General features: G+C 73.3%; 20 protein-coding genes. 13 read left to right on the forward strand and 7 right to left on the reverse strand.

What is annotated here, in order from left to right; all coding sequences use genetic code 11:
• Window positions 1–24 precede the first annotated feature (24 nt).
• The 3 genes from ACZ514_RS09775 to eccE all read right to left on the reverse strand — a co-directional run bounded on the left by ACZ514_RS09775 (window position 25) and on the right by eccE (window position 4,742).
• The gene (locus ACZ514_RS09775; protein WP_469124465.1) at window positions 25–2,601 is read right to left on the reverse strand and encodes an SCO5717 family growth-regulating ATPase; all 2,577 of its coding nucleotides are present in this window, start codon (window positions 2,599–2,601) and stop codon (window positions 25–27) included.
• 159 nt (window positions 2,602–2,760) lie between these two features.
• Window positions 2,761–3,471: a hypothetical protein gene (locus ACZ514_RS09780; protein ID WP_468166777.1), complete on the reverse strand. Its 711-nt coding sequence runs from the start codon at window positions 3,469–3,471 to the stop codon at window positions 2,761–2,763.
• Entirely contained in the window at window positions 3,468–4,742 is a 1,275-nt protein-coding gene (gene eccE / locus ACZ514_RS09785; RefSeq protein ID WP_469124466.1) for a type VII secretion protein EccE, read from the reverse strand. Before eccE ends, ACZ514_RS09780 begins: the two co-directional genes overlap by 4 nt.
• 243 nt (window positions 4,743–4,985) lie before the next feature.
• Here eccE and eccB point away from each other — a divergent pair, with 243 nt between their 5' ends.
• From eccB to ACZ514_RS09805, 4 genes are all read left to right on the forward strand, one after another.
• Window positions 4,986–6,566 (forward strand): type VII secretion protein EccB, encoded by a 1,581-nt coding sequence (eccB, locus tag ACZ514_RS09790; RefSeq protein ID WP_469124467.1) that lies wholly within the window; start codon window positions 4,986–4,988, stop codon window positions 6,564–6,566.
• Between the two features lie 16 nt (window positions 6,567–6,582).
• Window positions 6,583–7,794, forward strand: coding sequence for a type VII secretion-associated serine protease mycosin (gene mycP / locus ACZ514_RS09795; protein ID WP_469124468.1), 1,212 nt, complete (start codon window positions 6,583–6,585; stop codon window positions 7,792–7,794).
• Window positions 7,795–8,008: 214 nt separating this feature from the next.
• Window positions 8,009–8,350, forward strand: a complete 342-nt coding sequence (locus ACZ514_RS09800) for a WXG100 family type VII secretion target (protein ID WP_468166785.1) — start codon at window positions 8,009–8,011, stop codon at window positions 8,348–8,350.
• A gap of 44 nt (window positions 8,351–8,394) precedes the next feature.
• Complete coding sequence (locus ACZ514_RS09805) at window positions 8,395–8,706, forward strand: WXG100 family type VII secretion target (RefSeq protein WP_468166787.1); 312 nt, start codon at window positions 8,395–8,397, stop codon at window positions 8,704–8,706.
• 90 nt (window positions 8,707–8,796) lie between these two features.
• Here the strand turns inward: ACZ514_RS09805 and ACZ514_RS09810 are convergent, their stop codons facing one another.
• Together ACZ514_RS09810 and eccCa are read right to left on the reverse strand one after the other, a co-directional pair.
• Window positions 8,797–9,030: a DUF397 domain-containing protein gene (locus tag ACZ514_RS09810; protein WP_079430064.1), complete on the reverse strand. Its 234-nt coding sequence runs from the start codon at window positions 9,028–9,030 to the stop codon at window positions 8,797–8,799.
• A gap of 122 nt (window positions 9,031–9,152) precedes the next feature.
• Complete coding sequence (gene eccCa / locus ACZ514_RS09815; RefSeq protein ID WP_469124469.1) at window positions 9,153–13,142, reverse strand: type VII secretion protein EccCa; 3,990 nt, start codon at window positions 13,140–13,142, stop codon at window positions 9,153–9,155.
• A 214-nt stretch (window positions 13,143–13,356) separates the two neighbouring features.
• Between eccCa and eccD the strand changes: the two genes are divergently transcribed.
• From eccD to ACZ514_RS09845, 6 genes are all read left to right on the forward strand, one after another.
• Window positions 13,357–14,868 (forward strand): type VII secretion integral membrane protein EccD, encoded by a 1,512-nt coding sequence (gene eccD, locus ACZ514_RS09820; RefSeq protein ID WP_469124470.1) that lies wholly within the window; start codon window positions 13,357–13,359, stop codon window positions 14,866–14,868.
• A 171-nt stretch (window positions 14,869–15,039) separates the two neighbouring features.
• Window positions 15,040–15,327 carry a 30S ribosomal protein S15 gene (gene rpsO / locus ACZ514_RS09825; RefSeq protein ID WP_007266917.1) on the forward strand — a complete coding sequence of 96 codons (288 nt, stop codon included), beginning with the start codon at window positions 15,040–15,042 and terminating at the stop codon, window positions 15,325–15,327.
• Window positions 15,328–15,613: 286 nt separating this feature from the next.
• A complete protein-coding gene (locus ACZ514_RS09830; protein ID WP_468166827.1) occupies window positions 15,614–17,836 on the forward strand; it encodes a polyribonucleotide nucleotidyltransferase in 2,223 nt (740 codons plus the stop codon).
• Window positions 17,833–19,233, forward strand: coding sequence for a M16 family metallopeptidase (locus ACZ514_RS09835; RefSeq protein WP_468166793.1), 1,401 nt, complete (start codon window positions 17,833–17,835; stop codon window positions 19,231–19,233). Before ACZ514_RS09830 ends, ACZ514_RS09835 begins: the two co-directional genes overlap by 4 nt.
• 10 nt (window positions 19,234–19,243) lie before the next feature.
• A complete protein-coding gene (gene dapB / locus ACZ514_RS09840; RefSeq protein WP_468166795.1) occupies window positions 19,244–19,996 on the forward strand; it encodes a 4-hydroxy-tetrahydrodipicolinate reductase in 753 nt (250 codons plus the stop codon).
• Between the two features lie 15 nt (window positions 19,997–20,011).
• On the forward strand, window positions 20,012–20,455 hold the full coding sequence (locus tag ACZ514_RS09845) for a hypothetical protein (protein ID WP_468166797.1): 444 nt from the start codon (window positions 20,012–20,014) through the stop codon (window positions 20,453–20,455).
• A 73-nt stretch (window positions 20,456–20,528) separates the two neighbouring features.
• Here the strand turns inward: ACZ514_RS09845 and ACZ514_RS09850 are convergent, their stop codons facing one another.
• The gene (locus ACZ514_RS09850; RefSeq protein ID WP_468166799.1) at window positions 20,529–21,080 is read right to left on the reverse strand and encodes a PH domain-containing protein; all 552 of its coding nucleotides are present in this window, start codon (window positions 21,078–21,080) and stop codon (window positions 20,529–20,531) included.
• 48 nt (window positions 21,081–21,128) lie between these two features.
• Window positions 21,129–21,380 carry a hypothetical protein gene (locus tag ACZ514_RS09855; RefSeq protein ID WP_468702215.1) on the reverse strand — a complete coding sequence of 84 codons (252 nt, stop codon included), beginning with the start codon at window positions 21,378–21,380 and terminating at the stop codon, window positions 21,129–21,131.
• A 270-nt stretch (window positions 21,381–21,650) separates the two neighbouring features.
• On the opposite strand from ACZ514_RS09855, the gene thyX reads away from it, so the two are divergent.
• From thyX to ACZ514_RS09870, 3 genes are all read left to right on the forward strand, one after another.
• Window positions 21,651–22,391 carry an FAD-dependent thymidylate synthase gene (thyX, locus tag ACZ514_RS09860; protein ID WP_469124471.1) on the forward strand — a complete coding sequence of 247 codons (741 nt, stop codon included), beginning with the start codon at window positions 21,651–21,653 and terminating at the stop codon, window positions 22,389–22,391.
• 226 nt (window positions 22,392–22,617) lie between these two features.
• Window positions 22,618–23,517: a 4-hydroxy-tetrahydrodipicolinate synthase gene (gene dapA / locus ACZ514_RS09865; RefSeq protein ID WP_468702218.1), complete on the forward strand. Its 900-nt coding sequence runs from the start codon at window positions 22,618–22,620 to the stop codon at window positions 23,515–23,517.
• 113 nt (window positions 23,518–23,630) lie between these two features.
• Window positions 23,631–25,316: a ribonuclease J gene (locus ACZ514_RS09870; RefSeq protein ID WP_467890899.1), complete on the forward strand. Its 1,686-nt coding sequence runs from the start codon at window positions 23,631–23,633 to the stop codon at window positions 25,314–25,316.
• Window positions 25,317–25,780 lie beyond the last annotated feature (464 nt).

A 25,780-nucleotide genomic window follows, 5' to 3' on the forward strand; every position in this document is an offset into this window, starting at 1 on the left:
GGCCCTTCCGCGTATCCGGATCCGCTAGCCGAGGCGCGGGTCGCGCGGGGGCTGACCGGGGTACTGCGGCGGCTGGGCGGCCGGCGGCTGCTGCTGCCAGGGCTGGCCGGGCTGCGGGTAGGGCTGCTGACCGTACGGCTGCTGGGCCTGCGGCTGCTGACCGTACGGCTGCTGGTACGGGCCGCCCTGCGGCTGCTGCTGGGGGTGCGGCGCCGGCGGCTGGCCCTGGGGCGCGCCCCAGTGGGCCTGCGCGGCCTGCTGCTGGGCGCGTGCGAAGTCCTCCGCGACCAGGGCGGAGAGGTTGAAGTACGCCTCCCGGGTCTTGGGCCGCATCAGGTCGAGGTCCACCTCGGCGCCGGCCGCGAGGTGCTCGTCGAACGGCACCACGACGACGCCGCGGCAGCGGGTCTCGAAGTGCTGCACGATGTCCTCGACCTTGATCATCTTCGCGGTCTCGCGGACGCCGGAGATGACGGTGAGCGACCGCGAGACGAGGTCGGCGTACCCGTGTGCGGAGAGCCAGTCGAGCGTGGTGCTCGCGCTGCTCGCGCCGTCGACGGACGGCGTGGAGATGATGATCAGCTGATCGGCGAGGTCCAGGACGCCGCGCATGGCGGAGTAGAGCAGTCCGGTGCCGGAGTCGGTCAGGATGATCGGGTACTGGCGGCCCAGGGTGTCTATGACGCGGCGGTAGTCCTCGTCGTTGAAGGTCGTCGAGACCGCCGGGTCCACGTCGTTGGCGATGATCTCCAGGCCCGAGGGGGCCTGCGAGGTGAACCGCCGGATGTCCATGTACGAGTTGAGGTACGGGATCGCCTGGACCAGGTCGCGGATCGTCGCGCCGGTCTCGCGGCGGACGCGGCGGCCGAGGGTGCCGGCGTCCGGGTTCGCGTCGATGGCCAGGATCTTGTCCTGGCGCTCGGTCGCGAGGGTGGCGCCGAGGGCGGTGGTGGTCGTGGTCTTGCCGACGCCGCCCTTGAGGCTGATGACGGCGATGCGGTAGCAGGACATCACCGGGGTCCGGATGAGTTCCAGCTTGCGCTGGCGGTCGGCCTCGGCCGCCTTGCCGCCGAAGCGGAACCCGGAGCGGGTGGGCTTCGGCCTCTGCTTGGCCCGCAGCAGGCGGTCGGAGGACAGCTCCACGGCGGCGGTGTAGCCGAGCGGAGCGCCGGGGCCCTGGCCGGGGTGGGGCTGCTGCTGGTACGGACCCTGCTGCCACTGCGGCTGCGGCGGCTGGGGCTGCTGCGGTTGCTGGTGCTGCTGGGGGAAGCCGTACTCCTGCGGGGGCTGCGCGGCGTGCTGCTGCTGCGGCGGGAGGGGCGGGAAGCCGTAGCCCTGCGGTGCGTGCGGTGCCTGCGGCTGCGGCTGCGGCTGGGCGTCGGGGGCGACGGGCGGGAAACCGTAGCCCTGGGGTGCCTCGGACTGCGCCTCGGGCTGCGCCTGCTGCTGCGGCTGCTGTTCCGGGGCGGAGGGCGGGAAGCCGTAGCCCCGGGGCGCGTCCGAGGAGGCGAACGCGGGCGGCAGCGGCGGGAGTTCGGCACCGGGTCCCCCGAACGGGGTATCCGCGGGCCCGGGGACCGGAGTTCCCCCGGTCGGGGTGGGCGTCCGCGCGGGCGCGGGCGCCGCTTCCCCGGCGGCCGCCGCGAACCCCGGGGGTACGGCGTCCACCGGGGCGGGCGCGGCGGCGGGGGCCGCCTCCGCGCGGGACGCCGTCCCGTCCGGCCCGTCGGGTCCGTCGGCCCCGTCCGGCCCGGACGCGGCGACGGGTGCGGCCGGCGCCGCCGGGGCTTCGGACGGCGCGGGCGCCGCGGTGTCGCCGGCCGGGGGCTCGGCCCCGGCGAACGGAGCCGGCACGGCGACGGGGGCCACGGTGGGCACCGTGAAGGGGGCCGGGGGCTCCGCCTGCGCGGGTGCGGCGGCAAAGCCCGCCGGGGTGTCCGCGGGCAGCGCGGGCAGCGGCGCCGGTCCCCGGGACGCCTCGGCGGTGCCCGCGTCCTGCCGGGCGGCGGAGGGCTCCGCGGGTCCCGCTTCGCCCGAGGCGGCGAGGGCCGCCGGGTCCGGCGCGCCGGCCGGCCCGGCCGGCCCGGCCGGGGGCGCCGCCGGGGTCCCGGCCGGGGTGGGGAACGGTGCCGGAGCCGCGTCGGGGCGTCCCGCCTCGGGTGCCCCGGCCCCCTGCGCGGGGAACGCCGGTCCCCGGCCCGGCGCCTCCTGCGCGGGGAACGCGGGCGCCCCCGACGCGGCCCCGCCCTGCGCCGGGAAGGCGGCCAACGGGTCGGGCGACGCCGCCGGCGCGGACGCCGCGTGGGAACCGGACGGCACCGCGGGCGCGTCGGCGCCGGCCGGGCGCTGCGACACCGGCGCGATCCGCATCGTCGGCGCCGAGACCACGTCGGCCGGGCGGTGGGGTTCGAAGCCGCTGCCCTCGGGCGGCCCGGGCAGCCCCGCCACCGGCGCGGCCGGCGCGGGAGCGCCCTGGGTGTACCAGGCCGGCGGGGTGTAGTCGATGGTGAACTCGCCCGTCACTTCGGGCTCCGCGTCGGACTGATCGTCCGTCGGGACGTCCCACGTCCCGCCGCGCCTCTCGTTCCGATCGCCGCTCACTGGTCCTCCTGGTCTGTCGAACACCGGTCGGCGCCCACCTCGACGCCGCGCCCGCGCCCAGCCTAATCGCGCCCGGCGCCCGAAAGCCCCCGAGGCCGGGCCCCCGTACTCCTGCCTACAGGCCGCCCGGGCCCGGGGCAACCGTCATCCCGTACCGCGTCAGTCGATCCGCCGCGCCGCGCCGAGCAGTCCGGTCTCCGCTTCCGTGCCCCGCGTCATCACGAACCTCCGGTCCCGCGGCGTGCACCACAGCGTCACCCCGTCCCCCAGGGTCGGCAGCGACTCCACCACCGCCTCCGGCAGCCGCATCAGCGCCCCGATCCGCGCCGCCTCGTCCGGCGACACCCGCTGCACCCCGGCCAGTGACGCGTTCCGCAGCAGCCGGGGCGCGGCCGGGCTCAGGTACGGCAGCAGGGTCAGCACCGACTGCCAGGGTCCCGCCGCCACCCGTCCCCTCGGCGGCCGCATCCCGCAGTCCCGGACCACCAGCACCGGGCTCCCCGCCGAGGCGCCCTGCGGCGGGACCCGGCCCACGTCGTGCAGGGTCACGCACGGCTGGCCGCCGCCGGCCGCCCGGGCCAGCGCGGACCACACCGGCGCGCGCCCCGTCTCCACCGCGACCCGGGCCCCGGTCGCGGCCGTGCGCAGGGCCAGTACCTGGGCGGTCCACAGCCCGCCGATCAGCGTGATCTCGTACGGCGTGGGCCGGTTCACGCCGAGCACCGCAGGCCTTCCCCCGGCGTCCACGCCGATGACGACCCCGTCGTCCCCGACGGGCAGCGCCAGCGCGTCCAGGTCCGCCGCGGGGAGCACGTGCCGGTCCCGGCGGGGGCCGACCAGCCCGAAACCGCCCCGCACCCCGCCGCTCATCGCGCTCCTCCCAGCGGCAGCGAGGCCAGCAGCCCCGGCACCTGTTCCCGGTCGAGCCGTACCAGTCCGGTCCGTACGCCCCGCGCGGTCCGCTCCAGTTCCCGCCGGGCCGCGACCAGTTCCCCGTCGCTGCGTCCGGTGACCCGCACGTGCCCGGTCAGCGTCACGCCCCGCCGCCCGGCCGGGGCCATCGTCAGGCTGAAGTTGGTCGCCAGCGCCGGCAGCGAGGTGAGCAGCGCCACGAACTGGGGGAGCCCGGGCCCGTCCCCGCCCAGCTGCGGCCAGCGGCCGATCCAGTAGGTGGTGTGGCGCCGGTCGTCGCAGCGCCAGGTCCGCGGGGTCTCCTCCGTGCGCCGGCCGCCACCCGCCGAACGCCCCGCCCGGGTGATCGCCATCGGGTTCGCGCACGAGGAGGTCGCCAGCGCGCCCGTCAGCTCCTGCTCCGTCAGTACGGTGGCCCGGAATCCGGCCCCGGTGAGCCGGCTCGCCAGCTGGTCGGCCGCCCGCACCACACAGCGCCGCGCGCCCGTGAGGCCGCCGCCGCGCGCGGCGACGGCCTCCGGGCACAGCTCGGGGTCGAGCTTGAGCGCGATCCACGTCAGCCGCACCGCCGGGCTGCCCGTACTCGCCTGAAGGGGGGCGTAGTTGAGCGCCGCCAGTGAACGGGGAGGCAGGTGCGGGGCCGGGGCGGGCTGGGTGTGCTGGACCAGCTGCGCCGACTCCAGCCGGATGCCGTCCACCTCGAGGACGTCCCGGACCAGGGACAGCGGCAGCGGCCGCTCCGTGCGGTCGGGCCGCAGCGCGGTGGCGTCCGTGTCCACCTGGACCACGGCCGTCAGGAAGGTCCCGTCGCCGACCAGCCCGACCGGGCGCCGGTCGCGGTCCCCGAAGGCCGTGGTCCGCAGTGCCGGATCGGCCTCGACGAGCGGCGCCAGCCCCGGTTCGGTGCCCGAGGGCAGGATGAAGGAGGCGGCCCTGCGCCGTCTGGCGCGCAGCGCGAGGGCGCCGCCGATCCATTCGGGCAGGGAGCGCCGGCGGCGGCGTACGAGGGCGAGCGGGACCAGGACCACCGCCAGGGCGCCGGCGGGCGCCAGCAGCAGCGGTCCGGCCGCCCGGGCCACGAGCAGCGCGGCGACCGCCAGCTGGAGGAGGACGACCTGTTGCAGTCGGAACGGACCCCAGCGGCCCGGGCCCGACCGCGGCCGCGGCGTGACCCCGCCGGGTGCGGGAGCGGCCGCGGCCGCCCGTGGCGCCGTCGCGGTGGACCTCACTCGCGCACCTCCCCGACCCGGGGGCGGCGCGCGGGAGTTCCCGCCGGCGCGGGTGCGGACGCCCCCGGCCCCGGAATTCCCGCATCCACCCCAACATCCCTGCATGCTCCGGCCCGTAGGGCCTGCCGGCCCACCCCGGAACCGCTGACCCTCCGTCAAGAGGCATAGTAGGTCCCCGGACCGGACACCACGGCCGGGGAGCGGCCCCGCCGGCCGGGCCGTGCGGGGGAGGAGCAGGCGGTCATGACGTCACGGCGTGATGAGCTCAACGCGTACACCTTTGCGAAGCGGCGCACCGTGGCCGCGTTCCTCCAGCCCTCCGCCACCGGTACCGAGGAGGGCGCCCCCCGGCCGCTCCGCGCGGTCCTGCCCGGAGTGGTGACCGGTGCGCTGCTGGTCGCGGGCTTCGGCGCCTGGGGCATGTTCAGACCGCAGGCCCCCAAGGGGTGGAACGAGCCCGGGGCCGCGGTCGTCGTCGGCAAGCAGTCGACGACCCGGTACGTGGTGTTGACCACGAGGGTGAACGGCAAGGACCAGGCCCGGCTGCACCCCGTGCTGAACCTCGCCTCGGCGCGCCTGCTGCTCGACCCGCGCAGGTCCAGGGTCGTCCACGTCGACGACAAGGTGCTGGACGCGGGCAGGCCCCCGCGGGGCCCCGTCATCGGGATCCCCTACGCCCCCGACCGGCTCCCCGCCGCGGCGGACGCGGCCGCGCCCAAGCGCTGGGCCGTGTGCCAGCGGCCCGGCGGCAACGGCCGCGGTGTGCAGACCGCGGCCTTCGTGCTCGCCGAGCGGGAGGCGGGCCTGACGGACGGAGCGAACCGCACCACCGACACCCAGGTGCTGTACGTCCAGAGCACCGGCGGGGCCAAGGAGCGCTACCTCGTCGACTCGGGCGGCCGGAAGTACAAGTTCCCCGAGGGGCGGCCGGACTCCGCGACCCTCACGACGGCCCTGGTCGGCACCGGCGCCACCCCGCAGCCGGTGACCGAGGAGTGGCTGGCCACCCTCGACCCCGGTGACGACCTGGCCTTCCCGCAGCTCCCCGGCACCCCCGGAGCGGCCTCCGCCGCCCCGGGGCCGGGCAACCGCGCCGGCCGGGTCGGCACGGTGCTGACCGCGCAGACCGGCTCCGGCACCCAGTACTACGTGGTGCTGCCCGACCGCGTCGCCCCCGTCTCGGAGTTCGTGGCCTGGCTGCTGATCTCCTCGCCGGCGGCCGGCGGCCTCGGCATGCACGGCAAGGCCCGCGAGACCGGCCTGGAGTCCCTGGACCCGGACGCGCCCCCCTTCAAGAACGACGCCAAGTGGCCCCACCGCCGCGGCACCCAGGTCAACCGGGTCGCGGACACCCCGGGCGCCGCCCGGGGCGGCGCCCGGCGCGACACCGTGTGCAACGTCCTGCGCTCCGTCGACGGCCAGGGCGACCGGACGCTGAGCACCTGGGCCGGCACCGGCTTCCCCGTCGACATCACCGCCAGCGGCACCAGCGCCTACGTCACCCCCGGCACGGGTCTGCTCTACACCCAGACCCAGGGCCGCCGGGCCACCCCCGGCGGCGCCCTCTTCCTGGTCACCGACACCGGCCTGCGGTACGCCGTCCAGGCGAACGGGGACAGTGACGCCGGGCGGTCGGCGATCGGGGCGCCGGCCGCGGGGGCGCGGGGCGGCACCGGCGACGGCCGGCCCGAGCCCAGCCAGGCCCAGGTGCGGCTCGGCTACGGCGGGATCGTGCCCGCCACGGTGCCGATCGCCTGGTCGGAGTTCCTCTCCAAGGGGCCGCGCCTGGACACCAACGCCGCCCGCCAGCCGCAGGGCTCGTGAAGTGAAGGAGCCCGCCGTGTCACGGCCCTCCCGCGCCGCCGTGGCGGCCGCCGCCCTCGTCCTGGCCGCCCTCGGCGGCGCGGCGGCCGCGCCGGGGTCCCCGTACGCCCTCGCCCTGGACGGTGCGGGCGAGTGCACCTTCCCGATGAGGAAGCAGATCGCCGGCCGGCCCTGGGCCCTCCAGCGGGTCATGCTGGACGCGCTGTGGGCGCGTACCAGGGGCGAGGGGGTACGGGTCGCGGTCATCGACACCGGTGTGGACCGCGCCAACCCGCAGCTGTCCGGTGCCCTCGACACCGGCGCGGGCCGCGACTTCGTCGATGCCTCGGGCGGCGACGGGACGAACGACACCGTCGGGCACGGGACCAAGGTCGCCGGTCTGATCGCGGCCCGCCCCCAGCAGGGCACCGGTTTCGTCGGCCTCGCCCCCGAGGCCACCGTCATCCCCATCCGGCAGAACGACGGCCAGGGCAACGGCGACGCGGCCACCCTGGCCCGGGCCGTCGACCACGCCGTCGCCGAGGGCGCCCACGTCATCAACATCTCCCAGGACACCGACGCCCCGCTGACCGCCGACTCCGAACTGGGCGGGGCCGTCCGGCGTGCCCTGGCCAAGGCCGTGGTCATCGCCTCCGCGGGCAACGACGGCCTGAACGGACAGAAGCGCAGGACCTACCCCGCGGCCTTCCCCGGGGTCCTGGCCGTGGCCTCCTCCGACCGCAGCAACGAGCGGGCCCCGTTCTCCCAGCCCGGCGACTTCATCGGGGTCGCCGCCCCCGGCGTCGACATGGTCTCCACCGTCCCCGGCTTCGGCCAGTGCGTCGACCACGGCACCAGCTTCTCCGCCCCCTACGTCGCCGGCGTCGCCGCCCTGCTGCGCGCCGAGCACCCGCAGTGGACTCCGCAGGAGGTGGTCTGGCAGATCCAGAACACCGCCGAACGTTCCGTCAACGGCCGTGACGACTACGTCGGCTGGGGAGTGGTGGACCCCGTGCGGGCCGTCACCCAGGACCGGGGGACCCCCGGGCCCCCCGCCCCGGACCCCGGCCCGCCCCCGGCGCCCGCACCGCGCGCGGCGGCCCTCGCGACGTCGGAGACACCGCAGGAGCGCGAGGAGCGGATCGGCACGTACGCGCTGGCGGCCGCGGGAGTGCTCATCGCCGCCATCGCGGGGACCGCGACCGTCGTGCGCGACACCCGCCGCGGCCGCCGGAACCGTTTGCAGTGAACGCGCACGGAGCGGGCCGCGGCGGCGCGCCGGTGGTGTTGGGCACGGCAACCGAACTGGCTAGAGTGACGCCCGGCTTCACGAACGTGATCGGGGATCCGTGTGAAGCGGAGGGGACAAGTCCGGTGTCATCGGCGTGAACGGCCGCCCCCGGCATCCGCTCCGCCGCGCAATCCGCCGGTGCTGCCGGGGAATTGAGAGTGAGGAGCTTCGGATGACGAACAATTTCGGACTCGCGGACGATCCGGTCGTCAAGGCGGCCGACAAGATCTCCGAGACGGCCGGCGCCGTGACCAGGCAGGCCCGTGAACTGGCCGACATCCTCGCCACCGCGCACGCGGGCTGGACCGGTGTCGGCGCGGCCGGCTTCCAGAAGGCCCAGTCGGACCTCAACCTCGACCACGACGAGATCCGCCGCCTGCTCACCGTCCTGCACGACGCCGTCGCGCGGACGAAGAACCTGACCAACGCGCAGGACGAGGACGTCCGCGCGGCGTTCCACACCGTCCACGCCGGCGCCGGGACCGGCGGCCGCTCGGGCCTCGACGGCCTCTGACGCCCGTCCGCCCCCGCACACCCCCAGCCCGAAGGAGCAAGGACATGGCAGGCAACCACGACGGCCACACCCGGGTACGGTACGAGAGCGTCCAGCAGATGGCGGACCGCATCCGCGTCGTCTCCAGGAACATCCTCAAGGACCTGGAGGAGATGGAGTCGGCCGTGAAGGTCGTCACCGACACCTGGGAGGGCGAGGCGCACGTCGCGTACCTCGACCTCCAGAGGAAGTACCACGCCCGCGCCGACCACATGCAGAAGCAGCTGGAGTCGGTCGCCCAGCTCATCGAGCGGGGCAAGGGCGACTACCGCAGCACCGACGTGAAGGCCTCGCGCCTGTTCACCGAGGCCTTCTGAGTCCCGCCCGGCACGCCGAGGGGGCGCGCCCGCACGGGGCGCGCCCCCTTCGCCGTACCCGGCCCGGGGGCCCCGCGGGCCCCGGGCGTCTCAGGTGAGGTCGAACTCCCCGTCCCGGGCCCCGAGCACGAAGGCCTCCCACTCGGCCGCCGTGTAGCGCAGCACGGTCTCACGGTCCAGCGAGGACCGCATCGCCACCGCGCCCTCGGGCAGCTTGGCGATCTCCACCCGCTCCTCGTCCGGGCTGGTCCCGGGCGGCCCCTGCCACTCGACGTCGCTGATGTCGAGCGCGTACAGCTCGTCCTTCTCCTGCTGGGTGCCCATGTGCGGCCCTTCCCGTCGGTCGTGCGGTGCTGCTCGGTCTTCGCTGCCGATTATCGGCGCAACCCGGCCCCGTGGGGAGCCGTTTCCGCCCGATCACCGGGAGCCCCGAGGCCCCCCGGGTCCTACAGCCCGGGCATCCGGCCCAGCTGGACCAGCGAGGTACCGCGCCGGCGCGACACGTAGGAGCCGCGGCCCGGCGGCATCGGGCGGGCACGGGCACTGCCGAGCAGCTCTCCCTCCGAGGGGTCGCCCGACAGGACCACGCCCTGCGCCCCCAGCTCCTTGATCCGCTGCATGAAGGGCTCGTACATCGCCCGCGAGGCCCCCGCCGAACCGCGGGCGATCACGAACCGGATCCCGGTGTCCCGGGCGAACGGCAGGAACTCCACCAGCTGCGCCAGCGGGTTGCCCTGGCTGGTGGCGACCAGGTCGTAGTCGTCGATCACGATGTACACGTCCGGACCCGTCCACCAGCTGCGGTCCCGCAGCTGCCGCGGGGTGACGTCCGGCGGCGGCTGCCTGCGCGAGAACAGCCCGGCCAGCGCCTCCATGTGCGTCCGCAGGGAGTCCGCCATCGGCGCGTACTCGAGCAGGTGCTCCTCCGGCAGCGCCCCCAGCAGCCCGCGCCGGTAGTCACCGACGACCAGTTTGGCCTGGTCCGGACGGTAGCGCAGGGCGATCTGCCGCGCGACGAGCCGCAGCAGGTTCGTCTTGCCCGACTCGCCCTCGCCGAACACCAGGAAGAAGGGGTCGCTCTCGAAGTCGACGAACACCGGCTCCAGGGCGATCTCGTCGATGCCGATCGCGATCCCGCGGTCGGGGAACTCCCCGCCCCCGGGCAGCCGGTCCGCGTGCAGCAGCCGCGGCAGCAGCCGGACCGCGGGCGCGGAGGGACCCGCCCAGCCCGCGCGCACCGCCGCCACGAACTCCTCCGTGCCCCGCGCGAGGGTCTCCGCGTCGTGCGAGCCGTCGATCCGCGGCAGCGCCCCCAGGAAGTGCAGCTTCTCCGGCACCTGGCCGCGCCCCGGCATCCCCGCGGGCACGTTGGCCGCCACCCGCCGGTCGAACTCGGAATCCATCACGTCGCCGAGCCGCAGCTCGAGCCGGCCCGGCATCTGGTCCTTGAGCGCCGCCCGCACCTCCATGTACCGGGCCGCCGTGACCACCACGTGGATGCCGTAGCCCAGCCCGCGGGCCGCGATGTCCGTGACCACCGCCTCCAGGCCCTCGTACTCGCCGCGGAAGCCGCCCCAGCCGTCGACGATCAGGAACACGTCGCCCCACGCCTCGCCCGGCAGCTCCCCCGCCGCGCGCCGGCTCCGGTAGGTGCCCATGGAGTCGATGCCGTTCGCGCGGAAGAACTCCTCGCGCCGGGCCAGGACCCCCGCCACCTCCGCGACCGTGCGCCGCACCCGCTCGGGATCCAGCCGGGAGGCGATCCCGCCCACGTGCGGCAGCCCGGCCACCTGGGACATCGCTCCGCCGCCGAAGTCCAGCCCGTAGAACTGCACCTCGCGCGGGGTGTGCGTCAGCGCGAACGAGCAGATCAGCGTCCGCATCAGCGTCGACTTGCCCGACTGCGGACCGCCCACCACCATCAGGTGGCCCGCGGCGCCCGAGAAGTCCCGGTAGAGCACCTCGCGCCGCTGCTCGAAGGGCTTGTCGATCAGCCCGAGCGGCACCACCAGCCCGCCCGGCCGCGTGTACCCCCGCGCGTGCAGCCCGCGTTCCGCCGAGGGCGCCAGGGCCGGCAGCAGCTGCTCCAGGGACGGCGCCCGGTCCAGCGGCGGCAGCCACACCTGGTGCGCCGGTACGCCCCGGCCCTCCAGCCGGCCCACGATCACGTCGAGCACCGTGTCCGCCAGGGCGTCGTCCTCCCGCCCCTCCCGCGCCTCCCGCTCCGCCGGGACCGCCGGGTCCGGGGCCGCGTACACCACCGGCACCGGAGCCGCCGTGAACAGCACGGGACGGCGCTCCCCCGGGAACGGCCCCACCGCCGGGTCCGGCCCGCCCGAGCGGTACGCCCCCGAGACGTAGGCGGCCTTGAAACGGGTCATCTCGTCCGTGCCGGACTTCAGGTAGCCCGATCCCGGCACCGGCGGGAGGTGGTACGCGTCCGGCACCCCGATCGCCGTCCGCGACTCCGCCGCCGAGAAGGTGCGCAGACCGATCCGGTAGGAGAGGTACGTGTCCAGGCCGCGCAGTTTGCCCTCCTCCAGCCGCTGCGAGGCCAGCAGCAGGTGCACCCCCAGCGAGCGACCGATCCGGCCGATCTGGAGGAACATGTCGATGAAGTCGGGCTTCGCGGTCAGCAGCTCGCTGAACTCGTCGATGACCAGCACCAGCGAGGCCAGCGGCTCCAGCGGGGCACCCGCCGCGCGGGCCTTCTCGTAGTCGTGGACGTTCGCGTAGTTGCCCGCCGAACGCAGCAGCTCCTGCCGGCGCTGGAGCTCGCCGCGGACCGAGTCGCCCATCCGGTCGACCAGCGTCAGGTCGTCCGCCAGGTTGGTGATCACGGCCGCGACGTGCGGCATCTGCCCCATGCCCGTGAAGGTGGCACCGCCCTTGAAGTCCGCGAGGACGAAGTTCAGCGTCTCCGACGTGTGCGTGACCGCCAGCCCCAGCACCAGCGTGCGCAGCAGCTCCGACTTGCCCGAACCGGTCGCCCCCACGCACAGCCCGTGCGGGCCCATGCCCTCCTGCGCCGCCTCCTTCAGGTCCAGCATCACCGGCGCGCCGTCCTCGCCCACTCCGATCGGCACCCGGAGCCGCTCCCCTGCCGACCTCGGCCGCCAGGTGCGGGACACGTCGACCGAGGCCGCGTCACCCAGGTCGAGCAGGTCGGTGAAGTCCAGATTGGCCAGCAGCGGCTCGTCGTCGTCCCCGCCGCCCGTACGCAACGGCGCCAGCTGCCGGGCCAGGGCCTCCGCCGCGGGCAGCGACAGGGTGTCCGGCACGCCCTCGTACGCGACCCCGGCGCCCGACTCCAGCCGCAGCCGGCCCGGCCGCACCACGACCGACAGCCCGCCGCGCCCCGGGGCCTCCCCGGCGGAGCGAGGGGATCCGCCCGGCTCACCCGCGGTCACCTCCACCACGGTCACGCCCTGGAGCCCCTCGGGCGCCGCGAACACCGAGTCCGGCGGCACCGCGCCACCGTCGAGGACCACCACCAGGTGCGGCTGGTCCGGCACCGGCGACACCTCCCGGCCGAACCGCGGCCGGCCCTCCAGCCGCGACCCCAGCAGCCCCTCCAGCTCCCCCAGGTCGTCGCCGAACAGCCGCTTCGTCCCGGCACCGTCGAGCTGCCCGGGCACCTGCGCGTGCGGCAGCCACTTCACCCAGTCCCACGACGGCACCGCACCCGGCGCGGCCGCCACCGCCACCACCAGGTCCTCGGGGGAGTGCAGCGTCACCAGTTGCGCCACCATCGCCCGCGCGACGCCGCGCGCCGACTCCGCCTCCCCGGCCACCGTCAGGTGGTGGAACGCCCGGACCGACACCGCCACCGGCATCCCCTCCAGCGAGGAGTGCGCCTTCAGGAAGCGCTGCATCGCGCCGGCCGCCAGCGGCTCCAGCTCGTCCACCGGGGCCGTGTCCGGAGCCACCAGCGCGGTCGCGAGCCGCTGCGCGCCCAGCCCCAGCCGGGCCTGCCCGAAGTCCGCGTCACCGGCCCGCCGCTCCCACAGGCGCGAACCCTCCGCCACCACCGACCACAGCTGCTCGGGCGCCGGATGCAGGTACAGCTGCGCGTCGCGCTGCGCCCGCGCGGTGCGGCGGACCCGGCGGCGCGTCCGCGCGAGGTACTTCAGGTAGTCCCGCCGCACCTCGGCCACGTGCCCCTGCGTACCGCGCCGGTGGCGCACCAGCTGGGCGATGACCATCCCCGCCGTCGACGCCAGCATCAGCACGCCCATGACGCGCAGGAACGGCGCGGCGCCCGGCACGAAGAAGAAGACGACCGAGGAACCCATGCCCAGCATCGGCAGGAGCTGCATCAGCATGCCCTCCTGCTGCCCCCGGGGGAGTTCCGGCGGCGCCTCCAGCCTCAGCTCGTCCGAAGGGACCGCGGGAGGCAGGGACCGCGGCGGGCGTTTGACGACGATCTGGCTCACCGGAGCATCAATCCCTCGAACACGGGCGGGACGCCGCGGACGGCGCCCCCGAGTCCCGGACGTCCGGGGCCACTTCCGCATCCGGCGCCCGACGCGAACGGCGATCCTACTCGCCGTGAGCGGGACGGCCGCCGGGGTAGGGTGACGCCCGCACCGGCGCGTCCGCGACCGGTCGCCGTCGCGGCGGCGCGGCGCCAACAGGAGGGCCACACAGGTGAGTACGGCCGAGGCGACCGGTTTCTGCAGGGTCACCGTCGTGGCCCCCGACAGCCGCGTCGACGTCGCCCTCCCGGAGGACCTCGCCGTCGCCGACGTCTACCCCGAACTGCTGCGCCTCACCGGCCAGACCCAGCCCGTCGGCGCCCCCACCGGCTTCCACCTGGTCCGGCGCTCCGGCACCGTCCTCGACGGCGCCCGCACCCTCGCCGCCCAGCAGGTGCTCGACGGCGAGGTGCTCATCCTGCGCCCCTTCGCCGAGTCCCTGCCGCCGGCCGTCTTCGACGACGTCTCCGACGCCGTCGCCTCCGCCGTCGTCCGCGACCGGCACCGCTGGAGCGACGACATGCTGCGCGGGGCGGGCCTGGCCGGCGCCGCGCTGCTGCTCGTCCTGCTCGGCTTCGTCCTCTGGTACGCCGACCCGGTCCGGCACGACGCGCACGGCCTCCCCGGGATCATCGCCGGCGCCGTCGGCCTCCTGCTCACCGCCGCGGCCGGAGTGCGCGCCCGCGTCTACCGGGACCGCGGCTCCGCCGTCGCCCTCGGCCTCGGCGCCCTGCCCCACCTGCTGATCGCCGGCTCCGGCATCGTCGCCGCCGGCGCCGGCCAGGGACCCGGACGGCTGCAGTTCCTGCTCGGCTGCGCCTGCGTCCTGGTCGCCTCCGCCGCCCTGGTCGCGCTCACCCCGGACGGGGACGCACCCTTCGTCGCCGCCGCCTTCCTCGCCGCCACCGGGACCCTGGCCGCCTTCGGCGCCATCGCCACCGGCGCCTCCGCCACGGCCGCCGCCGCGGTGTGCGCCCCCGCCTGCATCGGGCTCGTCGCCTTCCTGCCGGGCCTCTCCGCCCGCTTCGCCCGGCTGCCCATCGGGTACGAGGCCCCGCGGAGCGCCGCCCCGGGCCACGGGGCCCCGGAGCACTACGACGCCGACCCGTACGCCGACCCGTACGCCGACCGGGGCGCGGCCGGCCAGCAGGCGGCCCCGCTCGACGCGGAGGCCATCGCCGCCCAGGCCCGGCGCGGGCACGAGATGCTGCTCGGCCTCGTCGGGGGGTGCGCGGCCGTCGCCGTCGGAGCCTGCGCCGTCCTCGGCTTCTCCGACGGCACCTGGAGCCGGCTGCTGGCCCTGGCCACCGGCCTGGCGATGCTCCTGCGCGCCCGCCTCTTCCGCTCCACCTCCCAGGTGGTGTGCGCCCTGGCCGCGGGCCTCGCCGCCGTCGGGCTGCTGGTTCTCGGCCTGGCCCTGCACCCGCCGGCCGATCTGGTGTTCGAGCTGACGCGCCACCACGACCGCGGCGGCCTGGACCTGCGTACGGTCTGGCTCTCGGCCGCCGTCGCCGCGGGCGCCGCCCTCCTCGTGGGAATCTCGCTTGTCATCCCCAGCAAGGGTCTGTCACCCTTCTGGGGAAGGCTGCTCGACCTCACCGAGGCCGCCGTCCTGCTCGCCCTGGTGCCGCTGGCCCTGGCCGTGCTCGACATGTACGGCCGCGCCCGCTCTCTCACCAGCTGAGACGTCGAGTCCCGGCAGCCTGGTACGCTGTGTGACGGCCGTTTGTGTACGCGTCCCCGGAGTCCTCTGGAGACAGCGCTCAGCGGACCCCGCCTCCCGAGTTACGGAAGCTCCCCAGAGAATTCGACCTGGGGCACTCGGTGGCCACGAAGACCTACACGAGGAGTAAGCGTGCCGCTCGACGCCGCTACGAAGAAGCAGATCATCGCCGAGTTCGGTGCCAAGGAGGGCGACACCGGCTCTCCCGAGGTCCAGGTCGCGATGCTCTCCCGCCGCATCTCGGACCTGACCGAGCACCTCAAGACCCACAAGCACGACCACCACTCCCGTCGTGGTCTGCTGATCCTGGTCGGCCAGCGCCGCCGCCTGCTGCAGTACCTGGCCAAGAAGGACATCCAGCGCTTCCGTACGCTGGTCGAGCGCCTCGGCATCCGCCGCGGTGCGGCCGGCGCCAAGTAAGCACACTGTGAAGGGAGCGGTTCCCACACCGATGGGGCCGCTCCCTTTGCCGTACGTGCGCGACGTACCGGACGCTTTGTAGTCTGGGACACAGCGCACAACTGAAGAGGAGGAGCGCCCTCCCACGCCGCCGGTCCTCGGTAGTGGCATCCGGAAAGCCCCGTCGGAGGGGCCGAGAACCGGGTGCTTCGATCGAAGACCGGCCCGCACGCCAGGAGCGCTTCTCCGCAACCGTCCACCACCACACGGGTGGCGGACGGAGACGACGAAAATGGAGAAAACGCTAGTGGAGAACGAGACCCACTACGCCGAGGCCGTCATCGACAACGGCTCCTTCGGCACCCGCACCATCCGCTTCGAGACGGGCCGCCTCGCCCGCCAGGCCGCCGGCTCCGCCGTCGCCTACCTGGACGACGACACGATGGTGCTGTCCGCGACCACCGCGTCGAAGAAGCCCAAGGACCAGCTCGACTTCTTCCCCCTGACGGTGGACGTCGAGGAGCGCCAGTACGCGGCCGGCAAGATCCCCGGCTCGTTCTTCCGCCGCGAGGGCCGCCCCTCCGAGGACGCGATCCTCACCTGCCGCCTGATCGACCGCCCGCTGCGCCCGTCCTTCAAGAAGGGCCTGCGCAACGAGATCCAGGTCGTCGCCACCGTCATGGCGCTCAACCCGGACCACCTGTACGACGTCATCGCGATCAACGCCGCGTCCGCGTCCACCCAGCTGGCCGGCCTGCCCTTCTCCGGCCCGATCGGCGGCGTCCGCGTCGCGCTGATCCGCGGCCAGTGGGTGGCCTTCCCGACGCACACCGAGCTCGAGGACGCCGTCTTCGACATGGTCGTCGCGGGCCGCGTCCTGGAGGACGGCGACGTCGCGATCATGATGGTCGAGGCCGAGGCCACCGAGCGGACCATCGCCCTGGTCAAGGGCGGCGCCGAGGCGCCCACCGAGGAGATCGTGGCCGCTGGCCTCGACGCCTCGAAGCCCTTCATCAAGGTCCTGTGCAAGGCCCAGGCCGACCTGGCCGCCAAGGCCGCCAAGCCCGAGGGCGAGTTCCCCGTCTTCCTGGACTACCAGGACGACGTGTACGAGGCCCTCGCGGCCGCCGTCAAGGGCGAGCTCTCCCAGGCGCTGACCATCGCGGGCAAGCAGGACCGCGAGGCCGAGCTGGACCGCGTCAAGGACATCGCCGCCGAGAAGCTCCTCCCGGCCTTCGAGGGCCGCGAGAAGGAGATCTCCGCCGCCTACCGCAGCCTGACCAAGGCCCTGGTGCGCGAGCGCGTCATCAAGGACAAGGTCCGCATCGACGGCCGCGGCCTGACGGACATCCGCACCCTCGCCGCCGAGGTCGAGGCCATCCCGCGCGTGCACGGCTCGGCGCTGTTCGAGCGTGGCGAGACCCAGATCCTGGGCGTCACCACCCTCAACATGCTCCGCATGGAGCAGCAGCTGGACACCCTCTCCCCGGTGACCCGCAAGCGCTACATGCACAACTACAACTTCCCGCCGTACTCCGTCGGCGAGACCGGCCGCGTGGGCTCCCCCAAGCGCCGCGAGATCGGCCACGGCGCGCTCGCCGAGCGCGCGATCGTGCCGGTCCTGCCGACGCGCGAGGAGTTCCCCTACGCGATCCGCCAGGTGTCCGAGGCCCTCGGCTCCAACGGTTCGACGTCCATGGGCTCGGTCTGCGCCTCCACCATGTCGCTGCTGAACGCCGGTGTGCCCCTCAAGGCCCCCGTCGCCGGTATCGCCATGGGCCTGATCTCCCAGGAGATCGACGGCAAGACCCACTACGTCGCCCTCACCGACATCCTCGGTGCGGAGGACGCCTTCGGCGACATGGACTTCAAGGTCGCCGGCACCAAGGAGTTCGTCACCGCCCTCCAGCTCGACACCAAGCTGGACGGCATCCCGGCCTCCGTCCTGGCCGCGGCCCTGACCCAGGCCCGCGACGCCCGCCTCCACATCCTCGACGTGATGATGGAAGCGATCGACACGCCGGACGAGATGTCCCCCAACGCCCCGCGGATCATCACCGTCAAGATCCCCGTGGACAAGATCGGCGAGGTCATCGGCCCCAAGGGCAAGATGATCAACCAGATCCAGGAGGACACCGGCGCCGAGATCACGATCGAGGACGACGGCACCATCTACATCGGTGCCTCCGACGGCCCGGCCGCCGAGGCCGCCCGCGCCACGATCAACGCGATCGCCAACCCGACCATGCCGGAGGTCGGCGAGCGCTACCTGGGTACGGTCGTCAAGACCACCACCTTCGGTGCCTTCGTCTCCCTCATGCCCGGCAAGGACGGCCTGCTGCACATCTCGCAGATCCGCAAGCTCGCCGGCGGCAAGCGCGTGGAGAACGTCGAGGACGTGCTCGCGGTCGGCACCAAGGTGCAGGTCGAGATCGCCGAGATCGACCAGCGCGGCAAGCTCTCCCTGGTCCCCGTGATCGAGGGCGAGGCCGACACCGCCGAGGCCGACAAGGACGACTCCGACAAGTGACGTCGCGTAGTTCCCGTGTGACGGCCCGCCCCTCTTCGGAGGGGCGGGCCGTCGCCCGTACCCAAACACTCCTCAAGGGCCGCAGCGGCATCGGCACCGTCCGGCGCACGGTCCTGCCCGGCGGACTGCGCGTCGTCACCGAGACGCTGCCCTCCGTCCGCTCCGCCACCTTCGGCATCTGGGCCAACGTGGGCTCGCGCGACGAGACGCCCAGTCTCAACGGCGCCACCCACTACCTGGAGCACCTCCTCTTCAAGGGCACCGCCCGGCGCAGCGCCCTCGACATCTCCTCCGCGATCGACGCGGTCGGCGGCGAGATGAACGCCTTCACGGCGAAGGAGTACACCTGCTACTACGCCCGGGTCCTCGACACCGACCTGCCGCTCGCCATCGACGTGGTCTGCGACATGCTGACCGGCTCGCTGATCCGCGAGGAGGACGTCGACGCCGAGCGCGGGGTCATCCTCGAAGAGATCGCGATGACCGAGGACGACCCGGGCGACGTGGTCCACGACCTGTTCGCCCAGACGATGTACGGGGACTCGCCGCTCGGCCGCCCCGTCCTCGGCACCGTCGACACCATCAACGCCCTCGGCGCCGACCGGATCCGCCGCTTCTGGAAGAAGCACTACGACCCGACCCGCCTCGTGGTGGCCGCCGCCGGCAACGTCGACCACACCAAGGTCGTGCGCCAGGTCCGCGCCGCCTTCGAGAAGGCCGGAGCCCTCGAGCACACCGACGCCCGGCCCGTCGGCCCGCGCACCGGCACCAAGCGGATCCGCACCGCCGGCCGCGTCGAGCTGGTCAACCGCAAGACCGAGCAGGCCCACGTGGTCCTCGGCATGCCCGGCCTCGCCCGCACCGACGACCGCCGCTGGGCCCTCGGCGTGCTGAACACCGCCCTCGGCGGCGGCATGTCCTCCCGGCTCTTCCAGGAGGTCCGCGAGAAGCGCGGCCTGGCCTACAGCGTGTACTCGTACACCTCGGCCTTCGCCGACACCGGCCTCTTCGGCGTCTACGCCGGCTGCCGGCCCAGCCAGGTCCACGACGTGCTGCGGATCTGCCGCCAGGAACTCGACACCGTCGCCTCCGAGGGCCTCACGGACGAGGAGATCCGGCGGGCCGTCGGCCAGCTCTCCGGCTCCACCGTCCTCGGCCTGGAGGACACCGGCGCGATCATGAACCGCATCGGCAAGAGCGAGCTGTGCTGGGGCGACCAGATGTCCGTCGACGACATGCTGGCCCGCATCTCCGAGGTCACCCCGGACGACGTCCGCGCGGTCGCCCGGGATGTACTGGCCCAGCGGCCCTCGCTGGCGGTGATCGGCCCCCTCAAGGAGAAGCAGGCCGCCCGCCTCGACGAAGCGGTCGCCCAGAACCGTACGCACGCACCCTAAGGAAGCAACAATGAGCAAGCTGCGCGTGGCAGTCCTCGGCGCCCGGGGCCGCATCGGCTCCGAGGCGGTCAGGGCGGTGGAGGCCGCCGAGGACATGGAGCTGGTGGCGGCCCTCGGCCGGGGCGACAAGCTGGAGACGGTGGCCGAGGCGGGAGCCCAGGTCGCGGTCGAGCTGACCACCCCCGACTCGGTGATGGGGAACCTGGACTTCCTCGTCAGCCACGGCATCCACGCCGTGGTCGGCACCACCGGCTGGAACGAGGACCGCCTCGCCCGGCTGAACACCTGGCTGGCCGCCTCCCCGGAGACCGGTGTGCTCATCGCCCCGAACTTCTCCATCGGCGCCGTCCTCACCATGAAGTTCGCCGCCCAGGCCGCCCGCTACTTCGAGTCCGTCGAGGTCGTCGAACTCCACCACCCCAAGAAGGTCGACGCCCCGTCCGGCACGGCGACCCGTACGGCCCAGCTCATCGCGGCCGCGCGGGCCGAGGCCGGCCTCGGCGCCCAGCCCGACGCCACCGCCACGGGCCTCGACGGCGCCCGCGGGGCCGACGTCGACGGCGTCCCGGTCCACGCCATCCGCCTGCGCGGCCTGCTGGCCCACCAGGAGGTGCTGCTCGGCGGCGAGGGCGAGACCCTGACGATCCGTCACGACTCCCTGCACCACAGCAGCTTCATGCCGGGCATCCTGCTCGGCGCCCGCCGCGTGACGCAGACCCCGGGCCTCACCTTCGGCCTGGAAAACTTCCTCGACCTCGGCTGATGAGGCAGTAGCACGATGCGCGCGAAGATCACCTACCTCGTCACGGCCGCCGTCCTGGTCGTCTACTTCCTCCTGGTCGGCAGCCGGGGCCTGTTGCTGATCCAGCAGGGCACCTGGCTCACCGTCACCTTCGGTGCGGCCGTGCTCGTCATGCCGGTCATCGGCATCTGGTTCCTCTGGATGAACACCCGCTTCGTCACCCGGGCCAACCAGCTCGCCTCCGAACTGGAGGCCGAGGGCGGCCTGCCCGCCGACGAGCTGGAACGGGACCAGTACGGCCGGATCCTGCGCGACTCCGCCGACGAGGTGTTCGCGCGCCGCAAGGCGGAGACCGAGGACGCCCCGGGGGACTGGCGCACCTGGTTCCGCCTCGCCGTCGCCTACCACGACGCCCGCGACACCCCGCGGGCCCGCAAGGCCATGCAGCGGGCCATCGCCCTGCACCAGGCGCGCGCCTAGGCGCGCGGACGCCGGAACGGAAGGGCCCGTACAGGACGATCCCCGTACGGGCCCTCGTGGCGTTCCCGGCCCGTCAGGCGGGCACCGCCCGGTACTGGTCGGCCCACGCCTCCAGCTGTCCGGCGGCCCGGTCGAAGGCCTCGCCCCGCGCCAGGAAGTCGGCGCTGTGGTCGGTCAGCAGCACCGTCAGCTCCCGGCCGCGCGCGTCCACCGTCAGCGCCTGACCCTGCACCGTCCGCGGCAGCCCCAGCCAGCGCACCGGCTGCTGCACCGTACGGACCTTCTCGATCTCGCTCCAGGCGATGGACCGGGTCCCGAAGAACCCGACCCGGCGCAGCCCGGCGGGACTCACCCACACGCCCGCGCGCAGGATCCGCAGCGCGGAGCCGACCACGGCCAGCGAGGCGGCCCCGGCGATGCCGGCACCGGTCCAGGTGCCCGCGAAGGCGATGATCACCGTGGCCAGCAGCATGAAGGCCGAGAGCAGCAGCAGCACCGCCGCACCCGCGACCCGCCACGGTCCGGGCCGGTAGGGGCGGCGCCAGCGCTCGGGATCCACATGGGGGAGGGCTTCGTCCTCGTGTGCGTCGAAGACGCCGTCGGCCGTCAAGAAGGGCAGGGGCACGGCAGGACCTCACTCACATGCACGTTCGGTTGGGCTGTGCCCGAGAGGCTACCGCTCCCCGGACACCTCCGATTGCTGCGCCGTCCCCGCGGGCCGGTCGGACGCCTGGTACGGCTGCAGCGCGGGTATGCCGAAGAGCAGCGAGCCCACGAGCCCCGCCACCACGGTCAGTCCGACCAGACTACGGGCGGTGATCTGGGTGACGCTCAGACTCTCGCGCGGCGGCGGAGTGACATTGCTTCGGAAACGCTCGGCCTCGGCGACGAAGGCGAAGGGAACGGGTTCGCGCCGGCGGAACACGGTGGCGGCTCTCCTTGGGGTCGGGGGCCCTGGGCCCGGATCCTGACGGATGGTGTGCTTTCTCCCGGTCAGACGAACGAGGGGCCCGAGGGGTGCCCGTTTTCGGCACATCGAGCGGAATTCGTGGCGGCCCGTCAGCCCCGCGCATCTCACCGCCGGACCGCCGCCATCCGGGCGGTGACCGCTCCGGGCGGTGGCCGGTCGGGGCGTCCGCCCGATCCGCCGTAGAGTGGGCGCGCCCCTCGAAAGACCCGTTCGGAAGGACCCCGTGTGAGCGACACCGCCGCCTCAGACCCGAAACCCAGCTTCCGCAGTGACGTGACGGTGGAGCTGGTGAAGCACGCCGCCACCGACAGCGACGTGCTGTGGGCCGCCCGCGTGTCCACGGCCGGCGAGCAGTCCCTGGAGGAGCTCCAGAAGGACCCGGAGCGTTCCAAGGGCCTCATCAACTACCTGATGCGCGACCGCCACGGCAGCCCCTTCGAGCACAACTCGATGACCTTCTTCATCAGCGCCCCGATCTTCGTGTTCCGGGAGTTCATGCGCCACCGCGTGGGCTGGTCCTACAACGAGGAGTCCGGCCGTTACAGGGAGCTGGAGCCGGTCTTCTACGTCCCGGACGCCGAGCGCAAGCTCGTCCAGGAGGGCCGCCCGGGCAAGTACGTCTTCGTCGAGGGCACCGAGGCGCAGCTGGAGCTCACCGGCCGCCTCATGGAGGACTCCTACCGTCAGGCCTACGAGGCGTACCAGGAGATGCTCGCGGCCGGCGTGGCCCGCGAGGTGGCCCGTTCGGTCCTGCCGGTCGGACTCTTCTCCTCGATGTACGCCACCTGCAACGCCCGCTCGCTGATGCACTTCCTCGGCCTGCGCACCCAGCACGAGCTGGCGAAGGTCCCGTCCTTCCCGCAGCGGGAGATCGAGATGGTCGGCGAGAAGATGGAGCAGCACTGGGCGAAGCTCATGCCGCTGACCTACGCGGCCTTCAACGCCAACGGTCGCGTTGCCCCGTAAGGGCCGATGCACGGCTGGCGTACGCATGTGCGGGACAAGTCCCAAGTGTCCGTATTGCGGCGTTTCGTAAAGTTCATCTAGGCTGATCAAACGGACCCGGCACTGCTTGAACCCCCGAGCAGGCAGTGCCGGGATCCCACACCCACCCGGCTCCCGCCGGACGGCACCGCCTGTTGACGTCCCCCGAGGGGACACCGCGAGCATGGCAGCGAGTAGCGTGTTACCCATGGCTCCGATCTCGACTCCGCAGACCCCCTTCGGGCGGGTCCTCACCGCCATGATCACGCCGTTCACGGCTGATGGCGCACTTGACCTCGACGGCGCGCAGCGTCTCGCCGTCCACCTGGTGGACGCAGGCAACGACGGCCTGATCATCAACGGCACCACCGGTGAGTCGCCCACCACCACCGACGCGGAGAAAAACGACCTCGTACGAGCCGTACTGGAGGCGGTCGGCGACCGCGCCCACGTCGTGGCCGGCATCGGCACCAACGACACCCGCCACACCCTCGAGCTGGCCCGCCAGGCCGAGCGCACCGGGGCCCACGGCCTCCTCGCCGTGACGCCGTACTACAGCAAGCCCCCGCAGGAAGGCCTCTTCCAGCACTTCACGGCCATCGCCGACGCCACGGGCCTGCCGGTCATGCTCTACGACATCCCCGGCCGCAGCGGCGTCCCGATCAACACGGAAACGCTGGTCAGGCTGGCCGAGCACCCCCGGATCGTGGCCAACAAGGACGCCAAGGGCGACCTCGGCCGCGCCAGCTGGGCCATCGCCCAGAGCGGCCTGGCCTGGTACTCCGGCGACGACATGCTGAACCTGCCGCTCCTGTCGGTCGGCGCCGTCGGCTTCGTCTCCGTGGTCAGCCACGTGGTCAGCCCCGAGCTGCGGGCGATGCTCGAGGCCCACCTCGGCGGCGACGTCCAGAAGGCCACCGAGATCCACCAGAAGCTGCTCCCGGTCTTCACGGGTATGTTCCGCACCCAGGGCGTGATGACCACCAAGGCCGCCCTGTCCCTCCAGGGCCTGCCCGCGGGCCCGCTGCGCCTGCCCCTCATCGGTCTGACCGACGAAGAGACGGCCCAGCTCAAGATCGATCTTGCCGCGGGCGGGGTACAGCTCTGACAACAGACTTCACAACTGAACAAGCAAGACCGAAACAGACAAGAGCAAGTGCACGATTGACATGCGCGCCACGTGCCTGAGGGGTACGTGGCGCGCGTGGTGAAGGAGAACCTTTGAGCCATCCGCACCCTGAACTCGGCCCGCCGCCCAAGCTTCCCAAGGGCGGCCTCCGGGTCACCCCGCTGGGCGGTCTCGGCGAGATCGGCCGCAACATGACCGTCTTCGAGTTCGACGGCCGCCTGCTGATCGTCGACTGCGGCGTGCTCTTCCCCGAGGAGGAGCAGCCGGGCATCGACCTGATCCTGCCGGACTTCACGTCGATCCGGGACCGTCTCGACGACATCGAGGGCATCGTCCTCACCCACGGTCACGAGGACCACATCGGCGCCGTCCCGTACCTCCTCCGGGAGAAGCCGGACATCCCGCTGATCGGCTCCAAGCTGACGCTGGCGCTCATCGAGGCCAAGCTCCAGGAGCACCGCATCCGCCCCTACACCCTCGAGGTGAAGGAAGGCGAGCGCGAGAACCTGGGCCCCTTCGACTGCGAGTTCATCGCCGTCAACCACTCCATCCCGGACGCCCTGGCCGTCGCCATCCGCACCGGTGCGGGTCTCGTCGTCGCCACCGGCGACTTCAAGATGGACCAGCTTCCGATGGACAACCGCCTCACGGACCTGCACGCCTTCGCGCGTCTGAGCGAAGAGGGCATCGACCTCCTCCTCTCGGACTCGACGAACGCCGAGGTCCCGGGCTTCGTCCCGCCGGAGCGCGACATCTCCAACGTGATCCGCGGCGTGTTCGCGGGCGCGCAGAAGCGGATCATCGTGGCCTCCTTCGCGAGCCACGTGCACCGCATCCAGCAGGTCCTGGACGCCGCCCACGAGTACGGCCGTCGCGTCGCCTTCGTCGGCCGCTCGATGGTCCGCAATATGGGCATCGCCCGTGACCTGGGCTACCTGCGCGTGCCGGCCGGCCTCGTCGTCGACGTCAAGACCCTCGACGACCTGCCGGACGACGAGGTCGTGCTCGTCTGCACGGGCTCCCAGGGCGAGCCGATGGCGGCCCTGTCCCGGATGGCGAACCGCGACCACCAGATCCGGATCGTCCCCGGCGACACCGTCATCCTGGCGTCGTCCCTGATCCCGGGCAACGAGAACGCGGTCTACCGCGTGATCAACGGCCTGACCCGCTGGGGCGCCAACGTCGTGCACAAGGGCAACGCCAAGGTGCACGTCTCCGGCCACGCCTCCGCCGGCGAGCTGCTGTACTTCTACAACATCTGCAAGCCGCGGAACCTGATGCCGGTCCACGGCGAATGGCGCCACCTGCGCGCCAACGCCGAGCTCGGCGCCATGACGGGCGTCCCGAAGGACCGCATCGTCATCGCCGAGGACGGCGTGGTCGTCGACCTCATCGACGGCAAGGCCCGTATCTCCGGCAAGGTCCAGGCCGGCTACGTGTACGTGGACGGCCTCTCGGTCGGCGACGTCACCGAGGCCTCCCTCAAGGACCGTCGCATCCTCGGTGACGAGGGCATCGTCTCGGTCTACGTCGTGGTCGACAGCACCACGGGCAAGGTCGTCAGCGGCCCGAACATCCAGGCCCGCGGTTCCGGCATCGAGGACTCGGCCTTCGGGCCGGTCAGCGCGAAGATCGAGGAAGCCATCGCCCGCGCCGCGGCCGACGGCGTCGCGGAGCCGCACCAGATCCAGCAGCTCATCCGCCGGACCATGGGCAAGTGGGTGTCGGACAGCTACCGCCGCCGCCCGATGATCCTCCCGGTCGTGGTCGAGGTCTGACCTCGGCCTACGTAGCGACCCTCCTGGAGCGGGGCAACCGGATTTGCATCCGGGGGCCCCGCTCCAGTACGTTTACGGCTCCACCTCGCAGGGACCGGGCACACACGTGTGCCCGCTGCCGCACGCGAGCGGGTGGCCATCAGCACTCAGGGAGACCTGATAAAGTCTGATCCGCTCGAAAGGGAAAGGCCCTCCGAAGGCCATCGGAATTCGAAACCAAGTCGGAAACGACAGGGAAAAGAATCTGATAGAGTCGGAACCGCCGGAAAGGGAAAGCGCGAAAGCGCAGGACCTGGAAAGGAAGCGAGAAAGACTCTGATAGAGTCGGAAACGCAAGAACGAAGAACGAAAGCCCGGAGGAAAGCCCGCGAGGGTGAGTACGAAGGAAGCGTCCGTTCCTTGAGAACTCAACAGCGTGCCAAAAATCAACGCCAGAAGTTGATACCCCGTCCACTCCGGTGGAT

This window comes from Streptomyces sp. NPDC034086 (assembly GCF_055575515.1).